General features: G+C 56.1%; 24 protein-coding genes and 1 pseudogene. 10 read left to right on the forward strand and 15 right to left on the reverse strand.

All coding sequences use genetic code 11. The annotated features are described in order from the left end of the window. Nucleotides 1-417 precede the first annotated feature (417 nt). The 3 genes from HFO71_RS00720 to HFO71_RS00730 all read left to right on the forward strand — a co-directional run bounded on the left by HFO71_RS00720 (nucleotide 418) and on the right by HFO71_RS00730 (nucleotide 4,353). Complete coding sequence (locus tag HFO71_RS00720) at nucleotides 418-2,184, forward strand: type I secretion system permease/ATPase (protein WP_027663928.1); 1,767 nt, start codon at nucleotides 418-420, stop codon at nucleotides 2,182-2,184. A gap of 15 nt (nucleotides 2,185-2,199) precedes the next feature. Next, nucleotides 2,200-3,507, forward strand: coding sequence for an HlyD family type I secretion periplasmic adaptor subunit (locus tag HFO71_RS00725; protein WP_027663929.1), 1,308 nt, complete (start codon nucleotides 2,200-2,202; stop codon nucleotides 3,505-3,507). A 150-nt stretch (nucleotides 3,508-3,657) separates the two neighbouring features. Beyond that, a complete protein-coding gene (locus HFO71_RS00730; protein WP_221987454.1) occupies nucleotides 3,658-4,353 on the forward strand; it encodes an SGNH/GDSL hydrolase family protein in 696 nt (231 codons plus the stop codon). A 42-nt stretch (nucleotides 4,354-4,395) separates the two neighbouring features. Here HFO71_RS00730 and HFO71_RS00735 read toward each other — a convergent pair whose 3' ends face one another. From HFO71_RS00735 to HFO71_RS00800, 14 genes are all read right to left on the reverse strand, one after another. Continuing rightward, a complete protein-coding gene (locus HFO71_RS00735) occupies nucleotides 4,396-4,872 on the reverse strand; it encodes a glycosyltransferase (RefSeq protein WP_221987455.1) in 477 nt (158 codons plus the stop codon). Beyond that, nucleotides 4,869-5,327 (reverse strand): glycosyltransferase family protein, encoded by a 459-nt coding sequence (locus tag HFO71_RS00740; protein WP_011653119.1) that lies wholly within the window; start codon nucleotides 5,325-5,327, stop codon nucleotides 4,869-4,871. The genes HFO71_RS00735 and HFO71_RS00740 overlap by 4 nt, the downstream gene beginning before the upstream one ends. A gap of 212 nt (nucleotides 5,328-5,539) precedes the next feature. Then, on the reverse strand, nucleotides 5,540-6,523 hold the full coding sequence (locus HFO71_RS00745; protein ID WP_168257464.1) for a glycosyltransferase family 2 protein: 984 nt from the start codon (nucleotides 6,521-6,523) through the stop codon (nucleotides 5,540-5,542). Continuing rightward, entirely contained in the window at nucleotides 6,520-7,404 is an 885-nt protein-coding gene (locus HFO71_RS00750; RefSeq protein WP_168257465.1) for a glycosyltransferase family 2 protein, read from the reverse strand. Before HFO71_RS00750 ends, HFO71_RS00745 begins: the two co-directional genes overlap by 4 nt. Next, nucleotides 7,401-8,375 (reverse strand): glycosyltransferase family 2 protein, encoded by a 975-nt coding sequence (locus tag HFO71_RS00755; protein WP_168257466.1) that lies wholly within the window; start codon nucleotides 8,373-8,375, stop codon nucleotides 7,401-7,403. Before HFO71_RS00755 ends, HFO71_RS00750 begins: the two co-directional genes overlap by 4 nt. 90 nt (nucleotides 8,376-8,465) lie before the next feature. Further along, a complete protein-coding gene (locus HFO71_RS00760; RefSeq protein ID WP_168257467.1) occupies nucleotides 8,466-9,434 on the reverse strand; it encodes a glycosyltransferase in 969 nt (322 codons plus the stop codon). 74 nt (nucleotides 9,435-9,508) lie between these two features. Further along, the gene (locus tag HFO71_RS00765; protein ID WP_168257468.1) at nucleotides 9,509-10,315 is read right to left on the reverse strand and encodes a galactosyl transferase; all 807 of its coding nucleotides are present in this window, start codon (nucleotides 10,313-10,315) and stop codon (nucleotides 9,509-9,511) included. Nucleotides 10,316-10,328: 13 nt separating this feature from the next. Then, a complete protein-coding gene (locus HFO71_RS00770; protein ID WP_168257469.1) occupies nucleotides 10,329-11,360 on the reverse strand; it encodes a polysaccharide pyruvyl transferase family protein in 1,032 nt (343 codons plus the stop codon). Between the two features lie 29 nt (nucleotides 11,361-11,389). Next, nucleotides 11,390-12,892: a lipopolysaccharide biosynthesis protein gene (locus HFO71_RS00775; protein WP_168257470.1), complete on the reverse strand. Its 1,503-nt coding sequence runs from the start codon at nucleotides 12,890-12,892 to the stop codon at nucleotides 11,390-11,392. A 162-nt stretch (nucleotides 12,893-13,054) separates the two neighbouring features. Further along, nucleotides 13,055-13,951, reverse strand: coding sequence for a polysaccharide pyruvyl transferase family protein (locus tag HFO71_RS00780; protein WP_221987457.1), 897 nt, complete (start codon nucleotides 13,949-13,951; stop codon nucleotides 13,055-13,057). 6 nt (nucleotides 13,952-13,957) lie between these two features. Then, nucleotides 13,958-14,887, reverse strand: a complete 930-nt coding sequence (locus tag HFO71_RS00785) for a glycosyltransferase family 2 protein (RefSeq protein ID WP_168257471.1) — start codon at nucleotides 14,885-14,887, stop codon at nucleotides 13,958-13,960. Between the two features lie 62 nt (nucleotides 14,888-14,949). Further along, nucleotides 14,950-15,483, reverse strand: a complete 534-nt coding sequence (locus tag HFO71_RS00790; protein ID WP_131710308.1) for an acyltransferase — start codon at nucleotides 15,481-15,483, stop codon at nucleotides 14,950-14,952. Further along, nucleotides 15,483-16,634, reverse strand: a complete 1,152-nt coding sequence (locus tag HFO71_RS00795) for a glycosyltransferase (RefSeq protein WP_221987459.1) — start codon at nucleotides 16,632-16,634, stop codon at nucleotides 15,483-15,485. Before HFO71_RS00795 ends, HFO71_RS00790 begins: the two co-directional genes overlap by 1 nt. A gap of 31 nt (nucleotides 16,635-16,665) precedes the next feature. Further along, nucleotides 16,666-17,739 carry an endo-1,4-beta-xylanase gene (locus HFO71_RS00800; RefSeq protein WP_221987692.1) on the reverse strand — a complete coding sequence of 358 codons (1,074 nt, stop codon included), beginning with the start codon at nucleotides 17,737-17,739 and terminating at the stop codon, nucleotides 16,666-16,668. 205 nt (nucleotides 17,740-17,944) lie between these two features. Here HFO71_RS00800 and HFO71_RS00805 point away from each other — a divergent pair, with 205 nt between their 5' ends. Then, nucleotides 17,945-18,319 carry a hypothetical protein gene (locus HFO71_RS00805; RefSeq protein ID WP_077979025.1) on the forward strand — a complete coding sequence of 125 codons (375 nt, stop codon included), beginning with the start codon at nucleotides 17,945-17,947 and terminating at the stop codon, nucleotides 18,317-18,319. Nucleotides 18,320-18,349: 30 nt separating this feature from the next. Here HFO71_RS00805 and HFO71_RS00810 read toward each other — a convergent pair whose 3' ends face one another. After that, nucleotides 18,350-19,240, reverse strand: a complete 891-nt coding sequence (locus HFO71_RS00810; RefSeq protein ID WP_221954175.1) for a DUF6030 family protein — start codon at nucleotides 19,238-19,240, stop codon at nucleotides 18,350-18,352. A gap of 114 nt (nucleotides 19,241-19,354) precedes the next feature. Here HFO71_RS00810 and HFO71_RS35680 point away from each other — a divergent pair. The 6 genes and pseudogenes from HFO71_RS35680 to HFO71_RS00840 all read left to right on the forward strand — a co-directional run. Beyond that, nucleotides 19,355-19,554 (forward strand): annotated as a pseudogene (locus HFO71_RS35680) (class I SAM-dependent methyltransferase); the annotation flags it as partial. 171 nt (nucleotides 19,555-19,725) lie between these two features. After that, nucleotides 19,726-20,151 carry a helix-turn-helix domain-containing protein gene (locus tag HFO71_RS00820; protein WP_017961650.1) on the forward strand — a complete coding sequence of 142 codons (426 nt, stop codon included), beginning with the start codon at nucleotides 19,726-19,728 and terminating at the stop codon, nucleotides 20,149-20,151. A gap of 9 nt (nucleotides 20,152-20,160) precedes the next feature. Continuing rightward, nucleotides 20,161-22,008: a peptide antibiotic resistance protein gene (locus HFO71_RS00825; protein WP_017961649.1), complete on the forward strand. Its 1,848-nt coding sequence runs from the start codon at nucleotides 20,161-20,163 to the stop codon at nucleotides 22,006-22,008. A 20-nt stretch (nucleotides 22,009-22,028) separates the two neighbouring features. Next, nucleotides 22,029-22,241: a hypothetical protein gene (locus HFO71_RS00830; RefSeq protein ID WP_077979023.1), complete on the forward strand. Its 213-nt coding sequence runs from the start codon at nucleotides 22,029-22,031 to the stop codon at nucleotides 22,239-22,241. A gap of 42 nt (nucleotides 22,242-22,283) precedes the next feature. Continuing rightward, nucleotides 22,284-23,477, forward strand: a complete 1,194-nt coding sequence (locus HFO71_RS00835; protein ID WP_077979022.1) for a YcaO-like family protein — start codon at nucleotides 22,284-22,286, stop codon at nucleotides 23,475-23,477. Beyond that, nucleotides 23,474-24,181 carry a TfuA-like protein gene (locus HFO71_RS00840; protein WP_221987461.1) on the forward strand — a complete coding sequence of 236 codons (708 nt, stop codon included), beginning with the start codon at nucleotides 23,474-23,476 and terminating at the stop codon, nucleotides 24,179-24,181. Before HFO71_RS00835 ends, HFO71_RS00840 begins: the two co-directional genes overlap by 4 nt. Nucleotides 24,182-24,256 lie beyond the last annotated feature (75 nt).

The raw sequence follows: 24,256 nt of genomic DNA on the forward strand, positions 1-24,256 counted from the left end.
TTGATGATGAAGGGGTGTCGGCGGTCGAAGGCGCGGATAAAAAATAGTTCCGCCGTTCATAGGAAAAATGAACTATAGATTGAATTTATAGTTAACTCCCCAGTAAGCGCCGCTAATATGCGCGCGATACGTTCATCTATCTGCGCCGTTGTTGGGCAATTTGCGATTTTCACTTGCTCAGGTTGGTATATTTAGCGTAGCGTCAAGTCAGAATCCCTGAAGCCACTCGTTATAAATTGGAATTTTTGGTCACTTTTTGGTTGGATTCATGTAATAGGTCGTGGGCTTGAAAGCGGGTCCGGCGCCAGTGTCGGGGGTCCAAGGCAGTCGTGTCATTGATCGGGCGCGATGGACCCGGAGCTGGAGTGTGCGCCGGCAATTTGCTTTCGTGCGATGCGGTAAGAGAGGGATTACTTCGTGTTTCAGAGTTCAGCAGCTGATGTCAGCGAGCCGTCCAAAGCATTAAAGAAATGCAAGGGGGGGCTTGTTTTCATTGGAATAGCAAGCGCGCTTATCAATATCCTATACCTTACAAGTTCATTTTTTATGCTTGAGGTGTATGACCGGGTCATTCCCAGCAAAAGCATACCTTCGCTGGCTGTCCTGGCAATACTTGCGCTGATGCTTTACACGTTTCAAGGAGCTTTCGAGGTTCTGCGAAGCAGGATGCTGGTGCGTGTTGCCGGAGCGCTTGATGAGATGGTGAACGGGCGCGTGTTCCGGGCGCTGATCAAGGCTCCGTTGAAGGTCAAAATCGGCGGCGACGGGCTTCAGCCGTTGCGCGACTTCGACCAGATCAGAACCTTCCTGTCCGGCCAGGGCCCGACAGCGATGTTCGACCTGCCATGGTTGCCGTTCTATATCGTGATCTGCTTCCTCTTTCATCCGGCGATCGGATATATCGCGATTGGTGGATCGCTGGTTCTCGCCATCCTGACATTCATGACCAATCAGGGAACGCGTACGCTCTCAAAAAAACAATCTGACTCCGCCAATATGCGAAATGCCTTCGCGCAGACCTCGATCCGCAACTCCGAGGTCATCCACGCCATGGGCATGGCAGGCACGATGGCCGAAATCTGGGACCGCAAGAACAGTGAATACCGGACGATCACCCGGCAGGCATCGGACATCGGCAATGGATATGCGACCTTGTCGAAGATTTTCCGTATTGCTTTGCAATCGGGAACGCTCGCGACCGGCGCAATCCTGGTCATTCAGGGGCAGGCTTCTTCGGGCATTATCATCGCCGGCTCGATATTGACCTCTCGCGCCCTGGCGCCTGTCGAAGCGGCGATCGGGAATTGGCGTGGTTTCGTTTCTGCTCAGCAGAGCTGGGCGCGGCTTTCGAGCCTGCTGAAAACCATTCCCGAGATTCCGGCCCCCCTTGCACTCGCGGCTCCTACCAAGCAAGTCACTGTCGAAGGACTGGCGAGCGGGCCACCGGCGGGTCAGCGCCTGGTCATTTCGGATGTCAGCTTCGGCTTACGGGCAGGGAGCGCGCTTGGGGTCATTGGGTACAGTGCCTCGGGTAAGTCGTCGTTGGCGCGGGCGATGATGGGTATCTGGCCGACCGTCAGAGGATCCATTCGCCTCGATGGCGCAGCACTCGACCAGTGGGACGGCGACGCACTTGGCCGGCATATCGGTTATCTCCCGCAGGATGTAGAGCTTTTCTCGGGAACTGTTGCCCAGAATATCTGCCGTTTTGCGAAGGAAATGTCGCCTGAGAGGGTGGTTGCCGCGGCGAGGGCGGCGCGTGTTCACGATCTCATCCTTCGTTTGCCGAACGGTTACGAAACCGAAATCGGCGAAGGCGGTGCTGCGCTTTCGGCTGGCCAGAGACAGCGTATCGCGCTTGCAAGAGCGCTTTACGGCGAGCCATTCCTCGTCGTGCTCGACGAGCCAAACTCCAATCTCGATGAAGAAGGCGAGCGGGCGCTGAGTGCCGCGATCATGAGCGTGCGGGCGCGGGGCGGCATTGTGGTCGTCATCGCACATCGATCCGGCGTTCTGGCGGTCTGCGACTTCGTGCTGATGATGCAGGACGGCCGCATGATCGCCTTTGGTCCCAAAGAGGAAGTTCTGGCAAGGGTCAGCCGGCCGGAGGCGGCGCGCACGCCGATTGCCGAGCGCGTGGCCCAGCTTAAAGTCGTGGTCGACGGCATGAATGCGGCCGAATAGGCCAGAGGGAAGATTGTGAATAAAGATATCAGTGAATCGAAACGCTCTCTCAATCGGCATGTTGCCGTTGTCGGTGTGCTGTCGATAGCCCTCGTTTGCGGCATTGGCGGTTGGGCGGCGACGACAGAGCTTTCGAGCGCCGTCATCGGCGAGGGCGTGATCGTCGTCGACGGCGATGTCAAGAAGGTCCAGCACCTGACAGGTGGTATCGTGTCGGAATTGCTGGTTTCCGAAAACGACCATGTGACGGCAGGGCAGGTGCTGATACGGCTCGATGGGACGACGACGAGAGCGAATCTCTCGATTGTCGAAAGCACGCTTGCTCAGCTTTATGCGCGCCGCGCCCGTCTGAAGGCGGAACGAATCGGTGCCGATTCGTTCGAGGTCGAGGAAAACATCAGGGATCTGACATCCAGCACCTCCGCCGAGAAGCTTCTTGATGGCGAGCAGAAGTTGTTCGACAGTCGCAGGACGGCGCTTATCGGAATGAAGAGCCAGTTGGCATCGCGCAAGGATCAACTGGGCGAGCAGGTAAAGGGATTGGTCGTTCAGATCAATGCCACCAACGATGCCTTGGGCTTGATCGAACAGGAGCTCGAGGGCATTGATACGCTCTACAAGAAGGGGCTCGTCACGCTTCAGCGTTTGAATACGCTCAAGCGCGCCCGCGCCGATCTCCAGGGCAACAGCGGCCAGGAAATCGCAGCTAAGGCGGAGGCCGAAGGTAAGGCAATCGAGATCGATCGCCAGTCGATCCAGCTGGATGAGGATCGTCGTTCGGAGATTGCAAAAGACCTGACCGACGTCGAGGCGCAGATCGCCGAATATGAAGAGCGCCGCGGAACCGCAGTCGATCAGCTGCACCGTCTCGACATTACCGCACCGTTGACTGGGCGAGTACACGAACTTTCGGTTCACACCGTCAATGGTGTCATCGATCCCGGTCAGACGTTGATGCTCGTCGTTCCCGAAAATAACGAGCTTACGGTCCAGGCGAAAGTCGCCACCCGCGATATTGATCAGGTTCACGTCGGCCAGTCGGTCGATGTGCGTTTCAGCGCTTTCGATCAACGCACGACGCCTGATGTGGCCGGTGAGATTACCTCGATAGCGCCCGATATCGTCAAGGATGAGCGCACGGGCATCAGCTACTATCCCCTGCGCGTCAAGCCGAAAGCTGAAAGCATTGCCAAATTGAAGACGATAAAACTCTATCCCGGCATGCCGGCGGAGGTCTTCATCAAGATCGGCGATCGGACCGTGATATCCTATCTGACGAAGCCGCTGACCGATCAGATGCAGCACGTATTTCGCCAGGAGTGATTGGCGGCTGTTTCACGCCGTTAAGAGCTCCGACGTTTCAAAGCTGCCGTTGTCATCTACCAGGATGGGGATTGGACGGTTTCGCATTGCTCGAACAGGCATGCGCGGCCATTTCACGAAATTGTCTCAAGCCTGCTGCAAGGTCTCCTCATGATATGCTTGGAGTTTTGGCGAGCGGTGCTGATTGAGAGGCGACCGGTCTATGGACTGGTTCTGTTTCTGGCGTGTCTGTTGATGCTTTCGGCGGTCAGGAACGGCTATGCCGATAATCCTCAGCCGCTGAAAATAGTGGCCTTCGGAACATCCTTGACGGCGCGAGGGGGATGGCAGCCTGCCCTTGAGACGGAGCTTGCAGCCTGCCTGCAGAAGCCGGTGAAGGTCGAGAGCGTTGCAAAAAGCGGTGAAACGTCACTGTGGGCTCTGACCCAGATTGATCGCGTCGTTGCCGAGCAGCCGGATATCATCCTGATTGAGCTCTACGCCAATGATGCGACATTGCATCGGTTCGTGTCGCTGGCGCAAAGCCGAAAGAATATCGGCGACATCCTCGACCAGCTCCGGCAGCGCCTGCCGCAAGCGCGAATCATCGTCATGGCCATGAATCCGTTTTCAGGATTGCGTGGGCTGGTCCGTCCCTTTGTCGACAATTATGTCTCTGCACATGAGGCGGAGGCGCAAAAACGTGGTCTGGAGTTTGTCGACCACCGGCCCAATTGGGAGCGTCTGACGCCGGATGTTCTGGCCACGGCAATTCCTGATGGCGTGCATCCTCTGCCCGACATAGCCTCCAAAATCATTGCGCCTGAGCTCGTCAAACGTATCGCCGGCAACAATTGCGGAGAATGAAATTTCGCTCGTAAGCGTCAGAGGCTATGACGGCTCTCGGGGTCAGACTGCCGTAATATAGTTTTTCAGGTAGGTCACCAGTGAAGCCCGACCGGCCTCCGACGAATCTTCGTGAGATGGGCTATCCAGCTCTTCGAGCAGATAGTTCCGGAGATCGTCGTCGGTGTGTGCGACATAGATGCCCGGCCGGCCGACGAGCTGGCTCACGGTGGCGAGCTGATGATCGTTTCGGTGCTCGCCGAGAGCTGCCTGTCGGGGAACGAGAATGATCGGCTTTCCAAAACGCTTGGCCGTAAGCACGGTGCCAATTCCCGCATGAGAGACGATGACACTTGCATCACGAAAGACGTTATCAAAGTCTTTGGGCTCGATATTCTTGATCCATTTCATATTCTGTGGCGTGTAGGTGCCCTTGCCGATCTGCGCCAGAACCGGTTGCGACAGTTCGTTTGCAAAGGTGTCGACAGCCTTGACAAGGCGATCAAACGGCAGTTGCGTTCCGACGGTGACAAGGATCAAAGGACAGCTCCTGCGTAATGGGGGCCATCCGGCCTCGACAGATGTTGCCATTGCGTGAGCCAGAGCGTCGCAATATGGCCGGCCAGTTTACCCGATAGAGACAGCTTCTCGACATTGGCGACGCTATCGATCCAGATTGTCCGCTTACCCGTCAATTTGCCGGCCAGCAGGCAAAAAAGCCCGGGCGCGGCACCGGTCGAGATGATGACGTCGGGCCTGTGCTTGATGACGATGGAGAAGGCGGTGAAAAAGCACCGGATCGACATGGTAATCGAGTCGCGGCTGCAATCGGGAAGGACTAGTCCGCCGCGAATGTCGTATTTTGCAAGCAGTCCCGGGATGGTCGTTGCAAAGACGATATCGCAGCCCTCAAATGCGCCGCGCATGGCCATCAGCTGTTCCCAGTGGCCGCCTCCTGACGAGGCAGCGAGAACCTTCAATTTTTTCTCAGTCATAAACAGGCATCTCCTATATTTGACCGATGGATAAGGGCGAAAAACCGTTCGGTTCGAACAGCGATTGTGTCACGATAGTTCAGCAGAAGTGTACCATTTTTGGCCCGGTTGATTGAAGCCTTGAAGTTTATGGACAGCCAATCACTCATGAGGTTTTCAACTGGAACATAATAAGGGGCAGAACTCTTCCAAGCGCGCTCGCGCAAACAATATCAGAGAGCGGCATTGGGCTTGTATTCCTGGTATGCATGTCCGAGAATCCCATTAACCATGCCGGCGCCGCGCAGAACATGGGTGAGGGCACGCATGCCCCAATAGGGTGAAATCAGGATCGCCGGCAGCATGGCCAGCCCAAGCATGACTCTCGTGGCGCCATAGGCCGCTCGGTAGATCCGGCGCTTCAGGTTGCCGTGCAGGACCTCGCTGACTGCGAAGGTATTGCCGAGCCGGTATTGTCTTTGCAACACCCATTTCCAGGTCATCCGGCTGGCCGGAACGATATCATGGACAAGTGCCTTGTCAGCCCAGAAAACCTGCATGCCACGGCGAATGGCCTGGTTGAAGAAAAGGTAGTCCGTGCCCCCGGTGAAGCGCATCTTCTCTTCAAAACGCAGATTCCAGGAGCGGATCAGGGGATAGTCGAACATGACGTTGTTCGAGGCCGCATAAGAAATGCGTTGACCGTCGGTGTTCTTCTTGCGCTCGAACACCCTTGCCTTGATGAAATATTCCGGTGGGTTTTCCGGATAGACCGGTTGGACGGGACCGTAAACGCAATCGGCGCGGTTTTTCTCCCGGGTCTCCAGCATCGCGTCCAGCCAGCCGTCGACCGGCCACTCGTCATCGTCGAGGAAGCAGAAGAGGTGGGTGCCGGGAGGTGCCGAATCCAGCGCGCGATTGCGCGCAAAGGGTATGCCCTGGTTTTGTTCGATGATGTAGATCAGGTCGTAGGCGCCTGTCTGGCCAAAGCCCTCCACCGTGGCCTTTGCGCTGCCGGCCGCATCATTGTCCACGATCACCATGGTGAGATGATAGGGACGGTCCGGATGCCGGATTTGGCGGGTCATGACGTCAAGCAGCTTGGCGATCCCGTCCAGACGCCGATAAGTCAGCACACCGACCGCAATGTTCAACGGCGAAGCACCTGCCTGATCGGCGCCGACAGATGAATGCGGAAAAGTTTCTTGCTGATTCATGACTGTCCTCTCCGCAGCATATTTCCCAAACGCTTGCGCGCCGCCATCAAGGCCACTTCGGTCGCGGCAGCATCGCCGAACGGACCGCCGGCCACTGTGTTGCGAGCTTCGCTCGGGAGCTTCAGAAGCGATGTCGTTTCAGCAATTCCGCCGGCCACGAGGCTCTTGCCGAGTGCCTGGAGGCCGTCATAGCGGCGTGCCAGTTCCAATCCTGTCGCGATCATGATCCGCGGGCGCAGTGTTTTCGCCCTGCTTGTGCCCGTATAGCGGTTCGAGGCATGAATGCGTTGAAAGGTCAGCGGTGTTTCGACGATGGCGCCGCGACCCAGATAGGCGGCTGCAAACTTGATGTAATTGTCGCTGAGGACGACGTCTTTCGCGACAGACATTGGCAGGATCTGGGACAGCAGCTCGCGGCGGAAGCTCAAGCCGGAGGTCGGCACCGGAAGCGAGGGAAAGCCGCCCTTGCGCAGCGTATCCCGCTTGTCGAACAAGGTCACTTGCAACTCTGCAGGAGGCTGGTCGCTTTCCTCGGTCGTCACGCGGTCGAAGCACCAGTCGATCTCGTTGCGATCGTAGATCTCGGCGATGCGGGCGAGTTTGCCGGGCAGAAACGCATCATCGGCATCGAGGAGAAAGAGGATATCGCCGCTTGCGGCGGCAAAACCCGCATTGAAGCTCGATGCCTGGCCACCATTTTCCTTCAATACGGTCAGGATCCGCTCGCCATAGGAAGCAAGAATCCCTTTGGAATCATCGGTGGAGCCATCGTCGACCACGATCACTTCGAAGTCGGGATAGACCTGTGACAGAACACTGTCGATGCATGGGCGCAAATACTGGCCGTAATTGAAATTGTTGATCAGCACCGATATTTTCAATGCACGGCCTCCTGCGCTAGTCGACCAGAATGATTTACCGCCCGTGCGTATCGGCGAAGTCCGGCGCGGTAGCCACGCATGTAATAGTACTTCCAGATGGCCCAGAACCGCTTCTTTGATCGTGGCAACGGATAAAGGAGGGCTGCTCGAACCGCCCAGTTGGCGCTCTCGATCCAGGTTCTTAAAGGGATTCCCCCGATCCTTATACCTTTTGGAATGTCCTCGGCGAAGAGCGCTGGCATTCCATAGCCAAGACGTTCCCCACGCTTCTGTACCCAAGCCTCTGTCACGCTAGAGGCTGGAATCCAATGATGAACAATGGCCTCGGCGCACCGATAGGTTTTCACGCCGCTTCGGGATAGGCGGCTGACAATTTCCGTATCCTCTCCCATTGCGAAAAGACCTCCTGGAAGCGGCCCGATATCTTCGCGGAATCGAACATTGCTGCCAAGCAATTCGCGACGTACAGTCGTGTTCGGACCCCAAATTTTTGTCGGGTCGCATGGGCCACTGGATTCCTGGTCGGCTATGGCGAAGGTTGATCCCATCGGGATCCAGTCCAACAGCGGATCCCCATGGGGATAATGCTCCCAATTTGGAAGAATTCGGCCGCCGATAACGCCGAAATTCGGGTTCGCCTCCGCGCATGCAGCGATCGAACTCAACCAGTTCACATCTGCCTCGACGTCGTCGTCCGTAAAAACGATCAGCGCTCCTCGAGCTATCGCCAGAGCTGCGTTCATGGCTCCTGATTTGCCTGGGCGGGTATGATTCACAAGAACAATTGGAAGTCTCTTCGCGTATTGATCGAGAAGCTGCTGTGTTTCGTCTTTGCTGGCGTTATTGACGGCGATTAGTTCCCATTGTTCAAATGGAAGGCTTTGCTCCAACATCGAATCCAGCATCTGTTGAAGCCGTCTGCTGGCGCCGTTGAAGGTCGAAAAGACAACACTAATTCTTGGATCTGTCATCAAGCCCACCTGCCTCCTGACGTGCGAAAGTCCGGCCCCTGCCTCCGTAGCGAGAGCACTTCCTGTCAATGTCGCGATTTAATTCTGTCATCATTTGGCGCCAACGTGAGAATAGATCGTGTTATTCATCGAAGATCGCTGCTTGAGAAATTGGCGCAGGATTCCCTGCCTCACCGACTGCGCCCAGAGCAATTTGAAACGAACGCCGCTTAGCGGAAATCTCTTCAGAATGAAGCTGGCAGGCGCCATCATAAGCCATCTCAAAGCACTACCGATGGGCAGGCCGCCGATTTTTATTTTGCTGTCGAACAGGCTCGGTCGAATGACAACCAAGCCCATGCCGTAGCGCTCGCCTCGCCGCAAAACCCAGCCTTCCTTCACATAGCCCTTCCTGACAATGTGTCGAACCCTTGGGCGTCGCGAGTGAAAGGCGCTGGCTCCGTTCTTCTCCAGCCTCAAAGCGAAAGCAGTATCCTCACCCATCGGAAACTGAGCGACGGTGGCATCAGGACCGAGACCGTCGTGAACGATATAGCCAGGTCCTAAAATGGAACGACGGAAGGCCGAATTCGGCCCTGATATCAACGCCGCGGAAATCGGTCCCTCGGGAAGATCGTCATTCAAAGCATAGAGGATCCCCAGATGCCCATACTTCATCAACCACGGCTCGGGCTTTTCCTCCCATTCGGGCGTAATCAAACCACCGAATATACCGAACTGCGGCTGCTCATCTGCCAAAGCGAGAAATTCCTCGATCCAATTCGGCTCGGGAATAACATCGTCATCAGTTAAAATGATCAGTTCGCCCTCCAAATGGCGGAAGCCCAAAGTCAGCGCGTGTTGCTTGCCTTGTTTGGGCTCAAAATAAACTTCCAGCGGAAGTCGCTCTTGATAGAATTTCAAGACTTCTGCAGTGTTGTCTCTGCTGTTGTTATCGACGGCAACGATCTTCCATTCATCCTTCGGGAGGGTCGAAGAGCATAATGCATCGAGCATCGTTGGCAGAGTCTTCGCACCGTTATATGTCGAGAAAAGTATCGTAACTTTGACTTTGCTCATTTGAATGCTCCGAACGCTCTTGTATTTCCATCAGCAGTAACGCTTTCGGACATGGTTCATTATGCGGATTTTGGTCACGCCTTGCCGAAAAACTCGCGCCTATAACCGCCCCCGACCATTTTCAGCTTGCGGAAGTTGCGCAGCAATCGTTTCGGCTTTAGAAGAACGCCGCGATTGAGGAAATACTGCCGCATCAGACTTGGCGCTCGGCTGTGCGAGCCGCCATGAGCAACGCGATAGACGGCCCCCCTGAACGGAAGTTTCGCTAGCGGTGTTCCACGTTGCGCAAGAATATTCGCAATGCGGACGTGGCTGCCCAGCATCGACTTGATCCAATCGAGCGAAGCATCCTCAAACCGTTTCGGCATTTGATAGAGATCAGCGCGAATGATCAGAGAGGTACCGCAAAGATGGCTAAAGTCGTCGTGCTCAAACAGGAAACTCCCGCCATTGTCCCAGATGTAGCCGTGGTCAATCGTCCACCCGTTGGCGTCCTGGTTTTCCGATACGTGTTGAACGATCCGGGAGCTGACGAAATCGTCGTCATCGACAATCATAAAAAAGCGGCTATCAGCGGCTGTCAACATTCCACTCAAAACGCGCCGGCCCTTGTCTGCGCGGAAGGCATCGAGGAAGTCCTCCTGGCTGCCTTTGCCAAGTTCGTGCATGTCATTCGGCGGAAACGTTACGCGAACCGCCGAGAATTTCTCTGGTAGATCAGGGAGGTCAGCTCCTTGGTTCGCCACGATGATCCCGCGCCAATCTCCGTTGGTTTGATTAGAAATCGAGGTCACCGTCTGACTGAGATTAGCTTTCAGCTTGCTCCAATCGCGGGCATTGTCCTGATGTCGGACCGGAATGATGAAGGTGAGAAGTGGCATCGAATGACCCCCTTTAAGCCCGCAAGCTCACAGCTTCTTTTTCATCGACACGTTCCTTAGCGGCCTGGTGACGCGCCCACTCGATTCCGTCTTCGAGCGAGGTCGCTTTGTATGAAAGATCCGTACCGCCGGAGAATGCGTTCATGAAGCGGCGGATCTTTCCATAGCTGTTGTCCAGCACCGCGTGCGGGCGACCGAGCAGCAGCGAGCAGATATGAACGTGCAGGCGATCGGTGACGATTGCGCGGGCGCGCGAAATCTGACTGATGCCGCGCTCGAAGCGGTTGTGGGCTGCTGCGTCTAGCGTGCGCAAAGCCAGTTCACTTGGCTTCAACGCGAGAAAGGCCGAAGCGGCCCCCAATTTCTTGGCGATATCCACTCTCCGTTTCGATTCTGTTATCCAATCTTCCACCGGTATGTCGGAGGGGATCTTGCGATCGGAGCTACCAACTCGCTCTGCATCTTCTCGCAACATAGCGAGCACAGACAACTGGGTTGCTCTTTCGGGAAGGGGACCGATAGCAAAGGCCATATCAGGGCAGAGCCGCACGATGCAGTCGAAGTGCTTTTCGGAAAACTCTTTTGACTCTTCATCGCGGACGAGCAAAACGAAATTCTTGTGACGGCCAATTGCGTGTTTGGATTGCTCGATGCGCTGAGGCGAACTGTAGTGGATCGACTGCGGGAACTGGATGATCTGCCGATCCGGAAACCGCTCCATGATCGCTTCCCGGAAATCCTGGTGGGCAACCCAAATATCGCCGAAATTTCCGCCACCATGAACGAAAATCGGGCCAGTCGGCACGCGCCGGTTCAGTTCATCAGCCGAGAAATCGCGTATTCGTGAGACGTAGTCCGGGCGTTTGCCGAAGCGATCCTTGAGATATGCCATTTCGCCCAACCAGATCGCAGAATCTCCGCAGTTTCGGATGTCGGGAAAGTCGAGAATTGCAAGTGGTTCATCGCTTGAGACATAGTCTCTCAGGCAATCATGGATCATACCATTAAGTTTTGCGATCAGCTCCGATCTGGATTGGCTGGTCATTCTGCCTCTCTTGTGATGTTCGTTGACTACTAGGCCGACTTAGGCACGGCGATACGTCTGGCTTTTGACAGAGTTTTGATAACTATGCGCTGGACTTCGGTCTCCGGCCCGTTCGGCTTCTTCATTGCGATCCAAAGGGTCAAGCTCGATCCTACATAGATGATGCCTCCGGTAACGACCAGAATAGCAAGATGGAGGGCCAGAGCCGGTTTGTCTGTCGGCATACTCAGAATATGCGACAATCCTAAGATCCCAGCAGCCATGAAAGCGACACTAACAAGCGCACGGAAGTTCGCGGCGAGCTGCTGAAAAAAAGCAAGCCCGATTAACCGCTTTACCAAAAGCATGTTAACAACCGTCGAAATCAGTCCCGTTAACACCCGAGCGTAGATCACCCCCGGAAGCCCGGCAAGCAGGAGACCAACAATAATGATGGGGACGCGAGTCACCAGCATCTGAGTGTCGCGGATAAACAGCAATTTAGTATGGCCCTTTGCCATTCCCAATGCTTGGACAAGCGAACCCAGAGTTTGCAAGGCGAAGACAGAAGCCAGCGCCTGCACAATGAAAATGGCAGGAATCCATTTCTCGCCTAAGGCTAACCTTATCATCGGGTCGGCCACCACCGCCATGCCAATCCCTGCCGGTAGCGCCACTGCAGCCAAAAGCGCCTGTGCACGCTGATAAGCTGCGGTAAGGCGAACAGGGTCATGGCGCACTCTGGAAAAGCCCGGATATATTGTTTGGTTCAAGGGCGCAGTAGCTTCACGGGTCGGAAGTGTCGAAAGTGTATTGCCGACCGTATAATGGCCAAGCTCCGTGGCACCCAACCACTTTCCAATCAGCAGGTATTCGACCCGCCAGTTCAGTGTGTTGACGATTTGTCCTGCCGTCAGCCAGAGTGAGAAGGAAAACAATTCTCGCGCATGCCGAAAGGTGATGCGCGGCCAGAACGGCAAGACAGTATAGGATACGATGATGTTGGTCACCTGATAGGCGAGCGTGCCGATAACAAGTGCCCAATAACTCTGATAGATGGCGGCAACTGCCACCGTCACGATGAATCCTATTAGCTTTTGCGAGACATTGAGTACGAATTCTTGCCAAAATATGAGATCGCGCTGGAGCATAACGCGACGCGGATTACCCAGACCGCTCATGAAAAGGCTGAAGCTCAAAGCAAACATCACGCCGACCAGCCGTGGCTCGCTGTAAAACTCGGCGATTGGATAAGCCCCGGCAGCAAACACCAGGCCAAGTATGGCACTTCGTGTCACGCTCAACGTCCAAACCGCGCTGAAGTGATTCTCGCTGGGAGATTCGTGGCGGATGAGGGCCTGGCCAAGAGAAAGGTCGGTAACAGAACTTAAAATAATTTGGATCGTCGTTGCGATGGCGACCAAGCCAAAATCTGAAGGTGCCAGATACCAAGCCAAGACAAAAGTGCTTAGCGCCGAAAGTCCGTTGACGATGGCCCGCGAAAAGCTAAGCCACACGCTGCCCTTTATGAGCCTGTCAGTGACATTCTTCATAGCCAACCAGCTCCGAATTTCAATGAGGATGACCATTCGAGCGGGCAACATTCCCAATCAAGCGTGCGATGCTCGCAACGGGAGCGGCCGGTCGTAAGAGTGATTGAAATCATCATGCCTAGTCTCGTTTCAAATCCAGCTTGCATGCGCGGGGTGCTTGTTTCAGTTGTCAAAGGCGCCCCTCGCATAGTCATTGCGGAAGAGTTGAAGCTTTTCGAAGGCCTGTTCGGCCCTCTGCATGCAAACTGCGTCGCTGCTTAAAATCGGTTTCAGCTTTGCAATTCTCTTTAGCTGTTTGATGGCGCTTGCTCTTACAAAAGGGTCGCTAATCCAACCCATACGACGCGTCACCCGGCGGGCCAGATGGTTGGGAGATATTTTGGTCAATTTTACCCACTCCATCGTGGTGGAGGGGCCGATCTTATCTGGCTCATATGCGACGCTCATGGAACGGCACCAGTCCATCCACTTAAAACGGTGCGCCGGCCCGGTCGGAACGACTGGTATCCAGGGAACGCGCAACGTATCCGCCACGATTGCACCATGCATTGCTTCAGTAACCAAAACCTCGGTTGCTCGCAGCTCATCAAGTATGTGATCGACGTCGGCAGTGGGATCGATAATGTTGATGCCCGCCCCGTCTGCAATCTCTCTCCAAGAGCCATAAAGCGCGGACTCCCAGTGAGGCATGAAGGAGACGGCATGCTTTTTCGGGCGGGGATCTAGCAGCTCCGGTCTTGCCCTCAATAATATGGCGGCATCCGTTATCGCCAGTTTAGGATCGATACCCAGCACTTCCGCCGTCTGCGGTCCACGCACAAAATAGAAACTCCAGGTCTGGTCGACTGTCGGTTTGGGCGCATAACCGCCATAGCCTGAACCCAGAACTATTTTGCGAGAGGTTGCAGGGAAGGTATCCTGGATAATCGAGCCGATAGGCAGAACAACAGTTGATTGATCTTCATCGAATTTGACTTCTGGCATGATTTGCGGCCAGAGCCATGCATTCAACTCATCGCCAAAATTCGAAACTGACGCTTTGAAATAATACAAGAACATCTGCGGCTATCCTCTATTCAATCGCCAAGCCAGGCTCATTCTGATCATGAAAAATAACGAGGACGGTCGTTTGATGATGTATGATAGAAATCCAATCTTATCTCCTTGTCTTCGAAGCGTTCGAAGCTGCCTCCAATGGAAATATTCCAGCATCCCTTGGCGGCCGGACGTAAGATGTTTCCGATCTTCAGACGTTAGCCTTCGATCTGTAGACAGCACTTCACTGCATATCGAAGCGAGCGTTGTAAAAATATGTTCTCCCGCGTTGCTTATGGAGTCTGCTCTTTTTCTATAGACGTAGAGGCAGTCGCCGAGGATATAATATTTTGCGTCGGCTAGAATGCAGCTCATGTAGAACAGCATATCTTCGCCAATTCGATAGCGCTCGTCATAGGAAATGAAATGTTCTTTGACAAACTTCGCGCGAAACAGGGGTTTTAAAATGCCCATTCCGTATCTCTGTGGTCCGGACCAAACATTTCGAAAGAAGAACGCACGATCGACCGGTAGGACTTCACCAGCCGCCACCTGAGGAAATGCCGCCGCAATATGCGTGTCGTCACCAAAGTGCCGAATGCTCAGATTGTCGGCAACGACGTCCGCGTCTTGCGTCTCGGCAAAAGAGACGAGACGCTCAAGTCTGTCAGGAAGGAAAAGATCGTCGGCATCAAGTAAGGTCACCCAAGTTCCGGTTAATCTTGTCCAAGCGACGTTCCGCGCTGCGGCAGGGCCGGCGTTCCTCTCCAGAAATATGGGCACAACCCGACTGTCTTCGCTCGCTTTTGCAGAAATGATGGCGCGCGAGCCATCCATTGAAGCGTCGTCGATGACAATCACTTCCAGATCGGCAATGGTTTGCTTCAAAGCGGATTCGATCGCCTCCCCTATGAAATCCTCTGCGTTGAAGCATGGGATGATAACCGACACTTTAGTCATTCTTGCCCCGCTGGATCTTATCGCTGCGTTCTGTGAAGGCTCTTGTTACCGCTCAGTTGCGATCAGGACGCTGATCGCGTCACAGCTGAAGCTTCTTCCGAAGCGCCGGCGAGACTACGCATGGCTTCTGGTGCGTAGCCGCTGCCTTCCTTAATCCGTCCGTAGCGCGAGATAATTTCGATGTCGCTGCGGATAATCTTTGCCGGATTGCCCGCCACGAGCGAGCGCGGCGGCACGTTCTTGGTCACCACCGAGCCCGAGCCGATGACGCATTCGTCGCCGATCTCGACGCCGGGCAGAATGATGCTGCGAGCGCCGATGAAGCAGCGCTTGCCGATCCTCGTGTGGAGGTAGAGCCCGCGTGTGAGATCGTGGGTGAGAATCGCAGCCTCAAAGGCGACGTAAGTTTCCGCGCCGATATGCAATCCCTTCGGGTTGGTCTTGTCGAAACGAACGCTCAAGGAAAAGCTTGCCGTCGGATCGATGTCCATTCCCCAGAATTTCGTATAGTAGAGCCATTTGGCCGTCACAATGCTGTTCCGCAGCGGCCGAAATACATTCAGTCCCCACTTCGGCTTTTTTCCTGTCTGCACCATCAAGTCCGACCCCGGCTGGAAAATTCGTCTAGCACGGAACTGTAATAGTCCTCGAGCATCCCCGTTTGGCGACGTAAGTCGAAACGCTCGGCCACCAGAAGCGGTGCCCGCGCGCTAAAGGCTGTCCACAGAGCCTGGTCGTTGAGCAGCCTTCCGACCGCCTCCGCCATTCCCGCGACATCCCGCTCCTCCACGAGATAACCAGTTTTCCCCTCTTCGATCGCTTCGCCCACGCCTCCCGAGCGAAATGCGACGACCGGAGTACCGACGGCTTCCGCCTCGAGATTGGCGAGGCCGAAAGCTTCGGCGTGACCATTGTCGAGGGTCACGCTTCCATGAAGATAAAGCTCCGCACTGGCGAGCAGATCTCTTATCTCAGTCTGCGACAGATTTTCATGGATCGTGACGCTTGGCAAGGAACGACGCGCCAGTGCTTCGATTTCCTCCTTCAAGGGACCTTGGCCGACCATGACGAATTCGACAGGGGTGCCGGCGGCGGCCACCCGTGAAAGCGCATCGATCATGAAACGATGGCCCTTGTAGTCGACGAAGCGGGCAATTGAAACCACGAGCCCTTTTTTTCGCGGACGAGGCTCCATTTTGAAGAGATCGAGATCGATGCCGATGTGATGGCGATAGACACGTTCGGCACGAAAGCCGAGCGCCAGCAGCCGGTCGCGGATGAAATCGGAAACGGCGATGTTCCAGCTGTTCCAGCCGGCCATGTCGCTCCGGCCCTTGGCAAAGAAACGCACCTGATTGAAGCCGCCCGGCTTTTTCGGATCACCGCGATAGGTGGCATCGAAGCCGTGGAACGTCGTGACCAGCGGCTTGCCGGCGGCGCGCGCCAATGGGCCAATGACATACCCGTTCTTGCCAAAATGGGCATGAACGAGATCGGCTTTTCCGATCGCGGGAAAGAGGAAGGGGAGACCGATCTGCGGGATTTTCAGAAGCAGTTCACCGGCCCGTGCAACGGGCGACCGACGGATGTCATGAACCGGAACAGTGGATTTTTTTGTATGGGCCGAAGAAATTCGCGAGCCAGCAAGAATTTCAGCTTCGAAAGAACGAAACGCTACCGCCTGGTTGAGAACAAATGCCTGGCTGGCAGGCAAAAATTTTTCCACATAAATAACGGCTTTTTTCATGAATCTGTTTGCGTCTCCGTTGTCTTGCGCATCACATCGCCTCTATTGCCCGCCGGATCCCGTCAGCCGCACTTCGTGGCGCATTGTTTTCGTCGTAAAGATTAACGCGCTTCGTGCAAGCCGCAGCGGGATCGGTCGCTTTCTCATCGGGCTCGCCGTATTTTTCCGACATGCCCCATACCGTCACGCCTTTCAAGTCACCATGTTCGGCGGCAACGGTAATCACGTCACTGAAAATATCGGCGTAGGATGCCGGCGTGAAGGCTTTGTCGCGGTTCAGGAAGTGACAGGACGCATCCAGTTCGGTGATGAAAACGCCGACACCCATGTCCTTCAGCGCCGCGCAGAAGCGTCCCATTCCTTCCGGATCGATCCGGTCGAGGCCGGGGCGGAAATGCGCCTGCAGACCTACCGCATTGATCGGCGTTTTTTTGGCGACGAGATCCTCGACGATTTTCAGGATGCGCGCGCGCTTCTGTTCGAACACGTCGGATTTTTTCTCCAGATGCGTTTCGTTGAGCACCAGCGTCGCGCCGGGATTGGCCTGGTGCGCCATGTCGAAACTCATACGGATATAATCGTCGCCAAGAAGGCGTCGGAAAACACAATCCCGCAGATCCGGTGCATCATACTCCAACGGTTCGTTTACCACATCCCAAGCATCGATCGAGTTCTTATAGCGAGTGACAACCTGTTTTATATGACGGTTCATCGTCGCCTGAATGGTCTTTGCGTCGGTGATATCAGACACCCAGCCCGGGACGCGATACCAGATCAGCGTATGGCCATAAACCCTCATGTTGTTTTTGCGCGCAAATGCAACCATACGGTCGGCGCTGCCGAAGCTGAAAACACCCGGTCTCTTTTCCGTCGCACTCCACTTCAGTTCGTTTCGCGGCGTTATTGAATTGACGTTGTCGATGTAGATCTCGGCAGCGATTGGATCTTTGATGTTTTGCAAATCGATTGCCGATCCGAATCGGAACGACCTCCTGTCGGCAAGGACGCGCAGGCCTGCAGCGGCAGGCACCTGTGCCAGGGCCTGGCCCGTACGGACATACAACAGAGCGAGCGGAACCGAGGCGAGGAAACGTCTTCTATTCATTCTATCTCTCACTGTTAGCTTTTTTCATGTCCGTGGTGGAATTTGAAAGGCCGGGCCCGTCGGCACCGATCCATCACGAGATTCGCGTTCAATTCAGCAGAGTAATACAACCTCAAATATACTTTCCCGGCAGGGGATATTATTGGTGTCTGCTAGACTTTTCAGCATAATCCAAGATATAAACCGCTCGGGGAGGGCGCGCGCGATGGAAGATTGGTCCAGCTATCTGATGAGCTATTTTCATATGGCATTTCAAAATGCCGTTTTTTTTATGGCGACCATTCGAAACGGTCTCTCTGCTCTCGATGACTGGCAGTTCGCGGTCCTTGTTCTCGGCATCATCGGCATCATTTCCCTCCCGTTCGCAGCGCTGGTCAGAATGTCGTGGCGGTTGCGCCGATCGGAAATCGTCATTCGCTCGCTGAACGAAGAGCTTGCGCAAGTCACGCAGGACCTCAATGTCGAGCGTGTCTGGCGTCTGGCGGGTGGGGACAGCACCGAACGGCCGAGTGCGGACAGTTTGAAAGAGCTCTACAAGATAATGGCCAGACATCACGACGATGCACGTCACATGGCGTGATCAGTCCGTGCATGGGATGAAGCCGATGACCTAATGCCGATGTTCCTGACTTTCAGCCGGCGCATCGGTATGGGGAGTCTCGGAGACTGACTGCGGTTGCGCGCTGTCGATCTCGACTGCGGGGTCCGGCAACGGCAGCCATCTTCTGCCGGAAAAATAATTTCTTGTACTTTTCTGAGGTCCTGAAGTTGCATCCAGCGAGAGCGTGAAGTTGTAATTCCCGGGATTGAGCACCTCGCGGGTGAAGCCGATGCTGGCTCCGAAGCCGTCTTCCTTGATGTCCTTCAGATTCTTGATCGCGTTCAGGGTCTCGTGAAAATCGAGCCACTGCGGTTGCCGCAGCATGATTTCGAAAATTCGCAGAATGGCGGGATCGAGCTGGCCATTTTCATCGGTCTCGGGATTGATGATTTTCACGCGCATATTGTTGATCGTGCCGGTGGCGTCGCCGCGAACGATGACGAAGATGGAGCTCGGGAGCTGATCCTTCTCCCGCTTGCCGCTCTGCTCGAAAAAGCATTCAAATGTATCGGCGTTGAAACTCGCCGCCGCCCAATCGCTGGTTTCGATGCCGGCATTGCGCAGCGCCGCACACATTGCGGCGCCGGATATCCGCCATGTTCGCAGGAAAGTCGAGGCGGTCTGTACCACCGGCGGTTCGATGACATGCAATGGAAGCATGAAGGTGGCCGGTGGTATGGGGCGGGGAAGGGCTTTGGGGGGAGGCGGACTGACCTCCTGGGGAAAGAAATCGAAGCCAAAATAGTGGCTAACCGTCTTTAAGTGTTTCATGTTGTTGGAAAGCAGGACCGTTCCCATGACCAGCGAGAGGGAAATCGTCAGCAGCAACCAGAAGACCACGGGAACCCGCGGTTTCCCCACCGGCTGTTTTGCATATGCGGACGGCGAATTATCGGGCAAGCTTGTCTTCTCCGGCGCGCGAGAAGGGGTTTCGATCGGGCTGTCAGTATACATTTATCCGTTAAATATCTTTGGCTTCTTGTCGGCAATTGGGCACCTTTGTGCCTCGTCATTGGGCATATCAAGTTCTGGTCGAAAAACACGCTGAGCACGCTGCTGCTGGATGCCGGCTTCGACAATGTTCGTTTTGAGTATGTCGGAAGAATTCCCGTTTTCGCCAAGTCGATGATCGCCGTTGCGCAAAAACCTCTCAGAGAGGTGTTGGAGCGGCCGTGATTTCGGATAGCATTCGTCGGCTGCGAAGTGCGCGATAGAGAGCGCGGGTGCACCCGCGCCAAATGGTGCTGCTGCGATAATCCACAGGTTGTTTTTACTGTGTGCGCTGCTGAAAAAAATCCTCACGAAATATTTACTTTTAGTTGCATTCTTGCTTAAACTCTCCATTATACAGTCGGGCGTGCTGATCAAGCGGGAGACTTATTCACATGAAGGCTAAATCGCCGAATTCGATTGACGTCTATGTTGGCAACCGCGTGCGCGTTCGGCGAAAGACGCTCGGGATGACCCAGAACGGCTTGGCCGAACTTCTGGGCATTACCTTCCAGCAGATCCAGAAATACGAAAAGGGAACGAATAGAATAGGCGCTAGCCGTCTTCAGCGCATATCCGAGATTCTTCGCGTGCCCGTCGGCTTTTTCTTCGAGAACGGCGGCTCCGGACCGGTCGACGGCGCGACGAATGAATTGAACACATTTTTGTCCTCGAAGGAGGGGCTGGCGCTCAACAAGGCATTCATCGCCATCGAGGATCCGAATATCAGGCAAAAGCTGGTGGCGTTGGCCAAAAGCCTGGCAGTCGCGGGATTGCCTGACAGCGACAGTGAGCTGCAGGATTCGGTTGTGAACAGCTAAGGACGGATCGTGCTCCACCTGCAGACATTCGGCGATCTGCGGTTGATCGAGACGAATGGCGACCCGGTTCGCTATCCGATCAAGGGCCTGTTGATGATGGCCCATCTCTATGCCGGCGCGAGCCATGAACTCAGCCGTTATGAATTGGCTCAGTTTCTATGGAATGACGTCGAATCCGAGCTGGCGCGGCTCAATCTGCGCAAACTGCTTTCCCGCATCCGCGAGACGGACGGCGGACGCGCCGAAATTCCCTTCGATTTCACCGCCACCACGGTTCGTCTCAACACGCAGGCGGTTTCCAGCGATCTGGATATTTTTCGCGCCGGCGGTTCGCCGCTGGAGCGGCTGAACGCGATCGCCGAACTGACCCAGCGTGGGTTCATCGGAAATATCAAACCAGCGACAAAGCTGATAGACGCCTGGATCAGAGCGCAACGGGACGCTCAGGCGCTGCAATTGCGGCAGGCACTGCTGGATGCGTTGCCGGATGCGCAAAAGCCCGGCGCTGCGCGCTCCATTTCCGGCGCCGCCCTGCAGATCCTCGAACGGGATCCGAACGACGAGCAGGTCAGAGCCCTGCTGCACCGGCTATCCGGCGGTTCGTCCCTCAGCGAGAGATTGCCGAACGGCGACGGCCATGCCAGGGTGCAGGTTAAGCGTTCGGAGGCCGGCGGTGAGACAACCGCCGACATCGAACGCGTATCGCAGGCGCCGCTGATCCTACCTCGGCTGGTGCTGCTTCCCCCGACATCGAAACATGCCGATGCCGGGCTTGCGCTTGCCAACGCCCTGATCGAAGACGTCACGATCGAACTCTGCGCGCTCAGAAACATTTCCATCGTAGCGCCCCATACGGCCGGCCAGATCCGGCGCGACTCCGAGAAGGCTGCCGTGGTCGCCCGTCACTCGATCGCCTATCTTCTGGATACACGGCTTTCCGAAGAGGGATTGTTCGCCCAGCTGGTTTATTTTCCCACGGACGAGATCATCTGGGCTAATCGCTTTACGATGACGCCCGATATATTGCCGCGTCAGAGACGACTGATTGCGCAGCAGTTGACCATGTCTGTCGCCCGCGAGCTGGCTGAAAACGAGGAAGAGCGCTTACGCTTCGAAGCCAATCCTGAGGCCTATCACGCCTATCTGGTCGGCTCGAGCCTTATGAGCAAGTTGACATTGCCGCATATCCGCCGGGCCCGAAAAGCTTTCAAGCAGTCGCTGTCGCATAAGGCGGATTTCTCTCCGTCATTTACCGGGCTGGCGAGGACCTTCACCAGCGAGTGGCTCGTGACGGCGCAGGGAAACAATGAGCTGCTGCATCTGGCGGAGCAGAACGCGCTTCGGGCCATCGAGCGGGATCCGGCATCGGCGGCGGGCCATCGCGAGCTTGGTGTCACCAAACTCTATCTCGGCGATGTCGATGCCAGTGTCGCCGCACTTGATCTGGCCGAACAACTCAGCCCGCATTTTGCCGATGTCATCTACAGCCATGCCGACACGCTCGTGCATGCATCCCGCCCCGGCGACGCGCTCGCCAAGATCAGAAGAGCGATTTCGCTCAATCCGATCGCGCCTGATGCCTATCTCTGGTGTGCTGCGGGAGCGAGCTTCTTCCTTGAACAGTACGAGGAGGCCATCGCCTATGTTGAGGCGATGAAAGACAAAGCGCCGGCCCATCGCATCGCCGCGGCCAGTTGCGCAATGATCGGCGATCGAAAACGGGCGCTCTTCCATCGGCAACGGGCCGAAAGTATCAACCCGGTCTTCGACGTCGAGAAGTGGCTCGCCATCGTTCCCTTCAAGGAAGATTGGCAAAAAAAGCTTTATCGTGAGGGCCTGTTGAGGGCTGGTTTTTAACAATAGCTGAGGGGCATTACATGGCGAAAGCTGTCATTATAGGTATACCGGGTGAGGCGGGTCTCTGGCTTGCCGATCTCGACGCGGGTACGGTCAAGCCTCTCAATCCGACGGGGGAATTGGCCACTGCAAACGGCCTGCGCAAGGCCGGCGGCACGTTCGTGAAGAGCGTCGACCTCGCCGTCGCGGTTTCCTCGGCGCAGGTTGCCCTTTCCGGTCACGTCGACGGCTGAGCCGGTATTCTGACACACCGATCCATATATTCCGACAGGGTTATGTCGCCGCGGGAAACCCTTTCCCGCGTCGAACCTCTTTTGGCCGGGTTCGGCATCACCAGGGTTGCGCGACATACCGGACTGGATGATATCGGAATCCCCGTCTGGTGCGCATACACTCCGAATTCCCGCTCGATCGTGATTGCCCAGGGAAAGGGTCTGACCGATCTTGATGCCAAAGTATCCACCGTCATGGAAGCCCTCGAACGGGCGGTCGCCGGCGAACCCACCGTCGATCTCGTCCGCGGCACCTCTTCCCGTCTGCAGGCAATGGGGCACAAGACCGACGCGCTGAACTGCCTGACCGCTGTCCATAAACCCGATCTCGGACCCGACGAGGAGACGGAATGGGTTGCCGGCGTCAATATTCTCACCGGCGAGGCGGTCTATATCCCCTTTGAAGCGGTGGTGCTCGACCGCACGCGTGACGCGCGATACTGGATGTCATCGGATGGCCTGGCCTCGGGAAACAATGTCGAGGAGGCGATCTTGCACGGCGTCCTGGAGCGTATCGAGCGTGATGCCCATGTGTTGTGGCAGGTGGGCGCGGAAGCGGATCGTTATGCCGGCTGCACCGATCCCCGCGGCTTTCAGGACGGCGCCCTGGACGGGTTGATCGACAAGATCGAAACCTCGGGATTGGCGCTCAGGCTCTTCGATATCACCAGCGACATCGGGATCCCCTGTTTCACCGCCATGCTGGGTCCTGGGGATTCCCTTCTGGGCCCCCGGGATTTTCACGGCAATAGGGACATTCGCCTCGTCGAGGTGACCGGCGGTACCGGGGCTCATCCGTCTCCCGTCCGCGCGGCCATTCGGGCGGTGACGGAAGCCGTGCAGTCCCGGCTGACCTATATCAGCGGAGCCAGGGACGATATTTCTCCCGCAACGTTCTCAAGATGGCTGCCGCCGCTGATGCGACAGGCCTTCGATGCGGTTGCCGCACCGCCCGCCGCTGCCATGGGCCGTGACGAGGCGGCAGGGTATCACCAGCAGGATCTGGCGCAGTTGCTGCAGCATGTGCTCGACGCGCTCAGAAACAGGCGGATCGTTTCGGTGATCGCCGTGCGCCTCAGCGAGAACACGCTTCCGTTCAGTGTTGTCAAGATTGTCATTCCCGAGCTCGAAAATCCGGAGGGGGAGCGCGCCCGGCGGTTTGGAACGAGGGCGCTTGCCAGGGCAATAGGGTTTTGAAGCTCATTTTCGCAGGTCCCAGTCTTCCCGATGCGGCGTCGTTTGCCGGCGAGGGGATACGCGTCTTGCCGCCTGCCACGCAAGGCGATGTCCTGGCCGCGGTGGAGCAGGGTGCCAATGTCATCGGCCTGATTGACGGCGGCTTCGAATATGCCGCACCGGTCTGGCACAAGGAAATTCTCCATGCTCTGTCGCTGGGTGTCGCGGTTCTCGGGGCGGCAAGCATGGGCGCGTTGCGCGCTGCCGAATGCCATCCGTTCGGCATGATCGGAATCGGCCGCATTTTCGAAGACTATCGCACCGGCCGGCTGGTCGACGATGCCGCCGTCGCGCTCACGCACGCGCCGAGCGCGCTGGGCAGCAAGCCGCTGACGGTACCGCTCGTCAATGTCAGCGCAACGCTCGATGCGATGGAGGATCGCGGGCTACTGGAAAGTCGGTTGCGCCAACAGCTCGAAGATGCCGCAAGCGCGATATTCTTCAAGAAGCGAACGTGGCGGGCGGTCGTCGAGCAGTGTGCTGGGCTGGCCGAGCCGGATCGTCAGCGACTGCTGGCGACACTTCTGTCGAACGCCGTCGATCAAAAACGCATCGATGCCTTGGGATTATTGAAAGTGGTGCAGGACGTCCGCGACATTCGCTCGACTGCCGATCAGCCCTGGAAACTGCACAACACCTCATTCCCCACGCGCCCTGCATTGTGAACTGAAATCGGCAATAGTCACCGAGGGTTGTGTCACGCTTTTTTCACGGGCTGGATCACCTCCACACGCGTATCA

The organism is Rhizobium laguerreae (assembly GCF_019778565.1).
Taxonomy (GTDB): Bacteria; Pseudomonadota; Alphaproteobacteria; order Rhizobiales; family Rhizobiaceae; genus Rhizobium; species Rhizobium laguerreae.

Excerpts from the sequence above, each read along its gene's own strand:
- HFO71_RS00730 (WP_221987454.1), top strand. The coding sequence starts at position 3,658 with ATGATATGCTTGGAGTTTTGGCGAGCGGTGCTGATTGAGAGGCGACCG.
- HFO71_RS00740 (WP_011653119.1), bottom strand. The coding sequence starts at position 5,327 with ATGACTGAGAAAAAATTGAAGGTTCTCGCTGCCTCGTCAGGAGGCGGC.
- HFO71_RS00745 (WP_168257464.1), bottom strand. The coding sequence starts at position 6,523 with ATGAATCAGCAAGAAACTTTTCCGCATTCATCTGTCGGCGCCGATCAG.
- HFO71_RS00755 (WP_168257466.1), bottom strand. The coding sequence starts at position 8,375 with ATGACAGATCCAAGAATTAGTGTTGTCTTTTCGACCTTCAACGGCGCC.
- HFO71_RS00760 (WP_168257467.1), bottom strand. The coding sequence starts at position 9,434 with ATGAGCAAAGTCAAAGTTACGATACTTTTCTCGACATATAACGGTGCG.
- HFO71_RS00765 (WP_168257468.1), bottom strand. The coding sequence starts at position 10,315 with ATGCCACTTCTCACCTTCATCATTCCGGTCCGACATCAGGACAATGCC.
- HFO71_RS00770 (WP_168257469.1), bottom strand. The coding sequence starts at position 11,360 with ATGACCAGCCAATCCAGATCGGAGCTGATCGCAAAACTTAATGGTATG.
- HFO71_RS00775 (WP_168257470.1), bottom strand. The coding sequence starts at position 12,892 with ATGAAGAATGTCACTGACAGGCTCATAAAGGGCAGCGTGTGGCTTAGC.
- HFO71_RS00780 (WP_221987457.1), bottom strand. The coding sequence starts at position 13,951 with ATGTTCTTGTATTATTTCAAAGCGTCAGTTTCGAATTTTGGCGATGAG.
- HFO71_RS00785 (WP_168257471.1), bottom strand. The coding sequence starts at position 14,887 with ATGACTAAAGTGTCGGTTATCATCCCATGCTTCAACGCAGAGGATTTC.
- HFO71_RS00790 (WP_131710308.1), bottom strand. The coding sequence starts at position 15,483 with ATGGTGCAGACAGGAAAAAAGCCGAAGTGGGGACTGAATGTATTTCGG.
- HFO71_RS00795 (WP_221987459.1), bottom strand. The coding sequence starts at position 16,634 with ATGAAAAAAGCCGTTATTTATGTGGAAAAATTTTTGCCTGCCAGCCAG.
- HFO71_RS00800 (WP_221987692.1), bottom strand. The coding sequence starts at position 17,739 with ATGAATAGAAGACGTTTCCTCGCCTCGGTTCCGCTCGCTCTGTTGTAT.
- HFO71_RS00805 (WP_077979025.1), top strand. The coding sequence starts at position 17,945 with ATGGAAGATTGGTCCAGCTATCTGATGAGCTATTTTCATATGGCATTT.
- HFO71_RS00820 (WP_017961650.1), top strand. The coding sequence starts at position 19,726 with ATGAAGGCTAAATCGCCGAATTCGATTGACGTCTATGTTGGCAACCGC.
- HFO71_RS00830 (WP_077979023.1), top strand. The coding sequence starts at position 22,029 with ATGGCGAAAGCTGTCATTATAGGTATACCGGGTGAGGCGGGTCTCTGG.
- HFO71_RS00835 (WP_077979022.1), top strand. The coding sequence starts at position 22,284 with ATGTCGCCGCGGGAAACCCTTTCCCGCGTCGAACCTCTTTTGGCCGGG.